The sequence below is a fragment of the Streptosporangium sp. NPDC003464 genome (genome assembly GCF_053588315.1).
Map to the genome: position 1 here is coordinate 94,527 of NZ_JBSFPS010000003.1, position 6,109 is coordinate 100,635.

Annotated in this window: 5 protein-coding genes; all 5 read left to right on the forward strand. The window is 69.6% G+C overall.

From position 1 onward, the window contains the following. Positions 1-59: 59 nt before the first annotated feature. The 5 genes from ACWDS7_RS01440 to ACWDS7_RS01460 all read left to right on the forward strand — a co-directional run bounded on the left by ACWDS7_RS01440 (position 60) and on the right by ACWDS7_RS01460 (position 5,958). Positions 60-1,307, forward strand: a complete 1,248-nt coding sequence (locus tag ACWDS7_RS01440; RefSeq protein WP_451927609.1) for a PEP/pyruvate-binding domain-containing protein — start codon at positions 60-62, stop codon at positions 1,305-1,307. Between the two features lie 258 nt (positions 1,308-1,565). After that, positions 1,566-2,180 carry a histidine phosphatase family protein gene (locus tag ACWDS7_RS01445; protein WP_451927610.1) on the forward strand — a complete coding sequence of 205 codons (615 nt, stop codon included), beginning with the start codon at positions 1,566-1,568 and terminating at the stop codon, positions 2,178-2,180. Between the two features lie 139 nt (positions 2,181-2,319). Next, on the forward strand, positions 2,320-2,913 hold the full coding sequence (locus tag ACWDS7_RS01450; protein ID WP_451927611.1) for an MBL fold metallo-hydrolase: 594 nt from the start codon (positions 2,320-2,322) through the stop codon (positions 2,911-2,913). Between the two features lie 789 nt (positions 2,914-3,702). Beyond that, positions 3,703-4,695 (forward strand): hypothetical protein, encoded by a 993-nt coding sequence (locus tag ACWDS7_RS01455; protein ID WP_451927612.1) that lies wholly within the window; start codon positions 3,703-3,705, stop codon positions 4,693-4,695. A 66-nt stretch (positions 4,696-4,761) separates the two neighbouring features. After that, a complete protein-coding gene (locus ACWDS7_RS01460) occupies positions 4,762-5,958 on the forward strand; it encodes a serine hydrolase domain-containing protein (protein WP_451927613.1) in 1,197 nt (398 codons plus the stop codon). Positions 5,959-6,109 lie beyond the last annotated feature (151 nt).

Below are 6,109 nucleotides of genomic sequence, written 5' to 3' on the forward strand. Positions count from 1 at the left end.
CAACTCATGATCCACAATCAACGGAGCGTCGTCAACATTCTGTTGAAAGGTAGGGGTGGATGATCGTCCCCCTCATGGAGGCCGTCGCCGATACCTGCGGAGGCAAGGCCGGCACGCTCGGCACGCTGCTCCGCGCGGGTCTGCCGGTCCCTGACGGCTTCGTCGTCCCGTTCGCCGCTTACCTCGCGGCTGTCCGCGACCTGGACCTCGGGCGGTTCGCCGGCGAGTCGGACGATTTCGACGCGGCGCGGCAGGTGATCGAGGCCCGTCCGGTCCACGCCGCCGTGATCGACGCGTTGGGAGGCGCACTCGACGAGCTCGGCGATCCGCCCGTGGCCGTAAGGTCATCGGCAGCGAACGAGGACACCGGTCAGACATCGGCGGCCGGTCAGCACGAGAGCTTTCTCGCCGTGCACGGAGTCAGCGAGGTCGCCGATGCCGTACGCGCCTGCTGGGCCTCGCTGTTCTCTCCACGCGCCATCGACTATCGAGGGGCCCACGGCCTTGACGACCAGCCTTCCGGCGATCTCGTGATGGCCGTCATCGTCCAGCGCCATCTGGATGCCGAGGTGTCCGGGGTCATGTTCACACCCGCGGATCCGAACGACACGACCGAGATCGAGGCGTCCTGGGGCCTCGGCCCCAGCATCGTCGGAGGCATGGTCACCCCTGACACCTACCGCGTCGCCGAGGACGGGTCGGTCACACGCGCCGTCGCAGACAAACGGACCCGCCTTGACCGGCGCGGCACGCGGCTCGTCATCGGTGACGTGCCCACCCGCGCCCGGGAGCAACCGGCGATCGACGACGCGACCGCCACGCAGCTCGCCAAGCTGGGCAAGGAGATTGCCGCCGTACTCGGTGGACCGCAGGACATCGAGTGGGCGATCGTCGACGGCCGCACCTGGGTTCTGCAGGCACGGCCGGTCACCGCCGCGCCCCCACCGCCGGCATCGCCTTCCAGCGCCTCGGACACCCCAGCCGCCGCGCTCACCGGGACACCAGGCAGCCACGGGACCGTGACCGGCACCGCGAGAATCGTCCGCGGTCCCGGCGACTTCGCGCGCGTGCACCCGGGCGACATCCTCGTCTGCCCCTTCACCGACCCCGCCTGGACGCCGCTGCTGCGCATCGCCGCCGGCGTCATCACCGAAACCGGAGGCGTGCTCTCCCACGCCGCGATCGTCGCCCGCGAGCACGCCATCCCCGCCGTCCTCGGCGTCCCGAACGCGACGAGCAGACTCCGCGACGGCACCGTCATCACCATCGACGGCACCACCGGCACCGTCACGGCGACAGACACGTGAGCGATCACTTCCGTCCCTGGCCGGGAGTCATCGCCCGGATTCGCACGCCGCCGACGTAGCAAGAGCGCCGGCAACCGCAACGGCACGGCCCCGCCCCGTTCGCCGACGATGATCGCACCACCCGGCCGCGCACGGCCTCCTCGGTCTCCGCCGGACCAGGAACCGATCCCCCCCAGACATCCCACCGCCGAACCCACATCTACGGATCGAAAGGAGATGGGGAACGGGCCCGCACGGACACCGCGCCCCTGACCACCAATGGCAACACGACACCTCTATCTAGCACGCCACGGCGCGGCCGACGCGTTTGGGGAGCTCACCGGTATCGGGCACCGGCAGGCGGACCTGCTGGGCGAACGGCTCGCCGGCGTACCGGTCGACGCCATGTGGCACTCCCCGCTACCACGCGCCGTAGCAAGCGCGCACGGACTCGCCCGGCATCTGCCGGACGTGCCCGTGACCGAGGCCGCCGAACTCGTCGACCACGTGCCCTACGTTCCCAGCGCGGCCGAAACGCCCCCGTCCTGGGCCGGCTTCTTCGACGGCTACGACGAGGCCGAGGCGGCCTCGGGCCGAAGGCTCGCCGATGCCCTGGTCGCCCGGTTCGCGAAGGTGCCCGACACGACCACGGAAGGGGCCCAGCCCGACACACACGAGGTCCTGGTGACGCACGCCTATCAGATCGCGTGGCTGGTGCGGCACGCACTGGACGCGCCGCCGTCCCGGTGGCTCGGACTGAACAGCGCCAACACCGCGCTGACGGTCATCGAGTACCGCAACGGCCTGCCGCCCACGATCGTGATGTTCAACGACATGAGCCACCTCCCGACCGACCTGCGCTGGACCGGCTTCCCCGAAGGCATGAGGCCATGAGGTGACTCCTAGCGCCCCAGCGCGGTGCCCCCCCCTGCGGCGCGTAGGCGGCGACCGATCGAAACATCGGCACGAAATCCGCGATAGTGGGGTTTAGTGCCAATGTTTCCGAGGGCGCGCCGTCGTCAGACTGCTCTCCATGACCGACGCACCCCACGCCCGCACGGCCGCCGTCCATATCCTCGCCACCGGCTACACCACCTCCACAGGACTCGGCGTGGCCGCGACCGTGTCCTACGTCACCGAGGGCGACCTCAGAATCGTGGTGGACCCCGGCATGGTCGCGAGCCAGTCAGTGATCACCGACGCGCTCGCCGGCCTCGGCCTCACGACGGACGACATCACCGACGTGGTGCTCAGCCACCACCACCCCGACAACATCCTCAACGTCGGCCTGTTCGGCCAGGCGCGGGTCCACGACCACAAGGCGATCTACCGGGGACATGAGTGGATGGACCGGCACGCCGAGGGCTACGAGTTCTCCCCGTCGCTCAAACTGCTCGCCACCCCCGGCCACGGCGCCGAGGACATCACCCTCCTGGCCGGCACCGCCGAGGGGGTCGTGGCCTGCGCGGGCGACCTGTGGTGGCGGGCCGACGGCCCCGCCGACGACCCGGTCACCATCGACCGCCAGATCCTGCGGGCCAGCCGAGAGCGCGTGCTGGCCGTCGCCGACCTCATCGTCCCCGGCCACGGCACACCCTTCACCCCGACCGCGGCCACCCCTCGCTGACGCCCGGCAGCGCCCGAGGTCAGCGGCTGGACCAAGACCTCCACCGACCCCCGCCCCCGCGCCGTCGCCGTCGGCCGGCTCGCCTCCGGCGGCGACATCATCGAAGCCGGTACCCCGCCCTACCGCCTCGCCGGACAGAGGCTCGAATGTCCGTGACGTACAGGCAGGTCAGCACTCGGGCCGTCATCCACGGCAGACCCGCGCCGACCGTCATCGTGGTGAACCGTTCCTCCAGCTCGTGAACCGCCTCGGGGTCGAGCCCGTACGCGTCGACTTGCGGCAGGCGGGACCTCGGCCGAGGTCGGCCTGCGGCGGCGAGCGCACCCTCGGGCCGCCTGCTGCGCCCGGTCGGCCCGGTAGCCGCCCAGGCCGCCGTTGCGGGCCGCCTCCCGGGTGACGGTGGAGCCGGGCCTGTCCAGACCCCCGGCGACCTCGGTGCAGGTGAGTCCTTCCGCCGGCCCTCGGCGATCTTCCGCCGTTCCTGGTCGGTCGGTCTGCCTCCGGGCACCGGTCTTGCCTCCAGGCATCGGTGTTGCCTCCGTGCCACGTCTGCCAGGGTGGCCGGTATTGCGTTCGCAAGCATCTCATTGCAAACAGGTCGAGGTTGAACTTGCATTCATCCTCATTATCATTGCAAGAATTGACGGCTTTGACCTGCGAGTTTGCGGCTTTTACTGATTTCTAGATTGACGAATAAGTGAAAGCTAGTTAGCTTTTAGTCATTCGCAAACAGCGGTGTGATCGGAGCCGCCCGAACAGGGGCTGCTCGTCGCCGTGATCGGAGCCCTCATGACTTCCTTCCTCACCCCCTGGCGTACCTGGCACCGTCCACTGGTGGTCTGCGCGCTCCTCATGCTGGGTCTCGTGCCGGCCGCCGGCGTCGGGCTCGTGGTGGACGGCCGGACCCTGCTGGATGAGTCGGTGTGGGTCAAGCCGCTCAAGTTCGGCTTCGCCTTCGCCCTCTACGCCGCGACCCTGGCGTGGCTGCTGACCAAGCTGAGCAAGGGAAGGCGCCTGGGCTGGTGGGTCGGCACCGTTTTCGCGCTGGCCGCGATCACCGAGGTCGGCGCCATCACGATCCAGGCCGCGCGCGGCACTTTCAGCCACTTCAACGCCGACCAGACCGATGCGGTCACGCTGGCCCTGGTCCCCATCCTCACCTACGGCGTGATGACCATCCTCATCGCGCAACTGATCATCGCGATCGTCGTGCTGATCCAGCGGACCGGCGGCCCGGCCCTGAACCGGGCGATCCGCGCAGGGCTCGGGCTGGCCACCTTCGGCATGCTCGTGCCGATCTACTGGCTGGCCGCCGAGATCCACCCCCGCACGGTGACCGACGCCAACGGCGACCAGGTGCCGATGTACCAGGGCCACGGCATCGGCGACCCCGACGGCCACGGCATGCCCCTGACCGGCTGGAGCGTGACCGGCGGCGACTTCCGGGTGCCGCACTTCTTCGCCCTGCACGGCATCCAGGTGCTCCTCCTGCTCACCGCGGTGCTGGCCGCCCTGGCCGCCAAGCGTGCCTGGCTGCGCGCGGAGAAGGTCCGAGCCCGCCTGGTCGGCACCGCCGCCCTCGGCTACGGCGGCCTGGTCGCGATCGTGACCTGGCAGGCGGTGCGCGGCCAGTCCCTGATCCATCCCGACGCCCCGACTCTCATCGCCTTCGCCGCACTGACGCTGATCACCGCGCTGGCCGCCGTAGGGGTGATCGCCGCCGCCAAACGAGTCTCCGCGGCCACGTCCGAGCCTGCACGGCATCGCCAGATGGCGCGCTGAGAACCTCCGCCCGACCCGATCTGTGCTCGGGCCCATGTGGGCCCGAGCTTGCTGAAAGGAACTGAAATGACCGGAACTCCTTCTGTCAATGCAGGGCTGATCATCGCCGCGTTGGCCGTGACGGCGTCCACGATGGCGACCCCCACGGCATCCGCGGACACCGCTCCCGGTCACCCCGCGGTGCAGCGCGCCCTTGACGCTGCCGTGGCCAAGGGGGGCGCCCCCGGCATGATCGCCGAGGTCCGCGACCACAGGGGGACGTGGTTCGGCTCAGCGGGCGTGGCCGACACCAAGACCGGCCGCAAGCGACAGCAGCATGAGCGGTTCCGCATCGGGAGCACCACCAAGGCGTTCACCGCCACCGTGGTCCTGCAGCTGGTCGCGGAGCGGAAGCTGAAGCTCGACGACACGGTGGAGAAGTGGCTGCCCGGCCTTGTCCAGGGCAACGGGTACGACGGCCGCGAGATCACCATCCGGATGTTGCTCAACCACAGCAGCGGGATCTACAACTACGGCAACGACGAGGAGTTCTTCGGCAAGGGCGTAGGTGACGCCTGGTACGAGCACCGCCACGACTCCTACACCCCCGAGCAGCTGGTGAGGATCGGCCTGGCCAACGCCACCGGGCCCTACTTCGATCCGGGCAAGGGCTTCGGCTACTCCAACACCAACTACTACCTGGCCGCCATGATCATCGAAAAGGTGACGGGAAGGACCTACGGCCAGGAGCTCCACCAGCGCGTCATCCGCCCGCTCGGCTTGACCGGAACCTACCTGCCGGGAAGTGAGGCGAAGATCCGCGGTACTCACCCCCGGCACTACTCCGTCCTGTTCTCCCAGGCCCCCAACCCCAAGATCCACGACGCGACCGAGATGAACCAGTCCTTCTCCTGGGCGGCCGGCGGCATCGTCTCGACCACCGGTGACCTTCAGCGCTTCTTCCGCGCGCTGCTGGGCGGACGCCTGCTGCCGCCCGCCGAGCAGCACGAGATGTTCGACAACCCCGTCGACACCAGCGTGAACGGCAAGGCCTACCCGTGGATCCCCGACACCCGCTACGGACTGGGAGTCTTCACCCAGAAGCTGTCGTGCGGCGTCGCGGTCTGGGGCAACGGCGGCGCGACCTACGGGTCGTGGAGCTACGCCATGGGCTCCCGCGACGGCAAGCACCTGCTGGTCAGCCAGGTCAACGGCGACTGGAGCGGCCTGAGCGTCCTCACCGACGTGCTCGACGCCGAGTTCTGCCCGGCCACGTCCCGATAGCCGCCACCACGCCGTAGGACGCGGGGGCGGCCCAGGAAGGCGCCGCCCCCGCCGCCGAGATACTGGTAGGCGCCCGCATCGTCCGGGCCCCCTTCGCCGCGGGCCACCGGCCGACACGCCTTCTCCGCCGGCTCCTACCACGAGGTGCTGG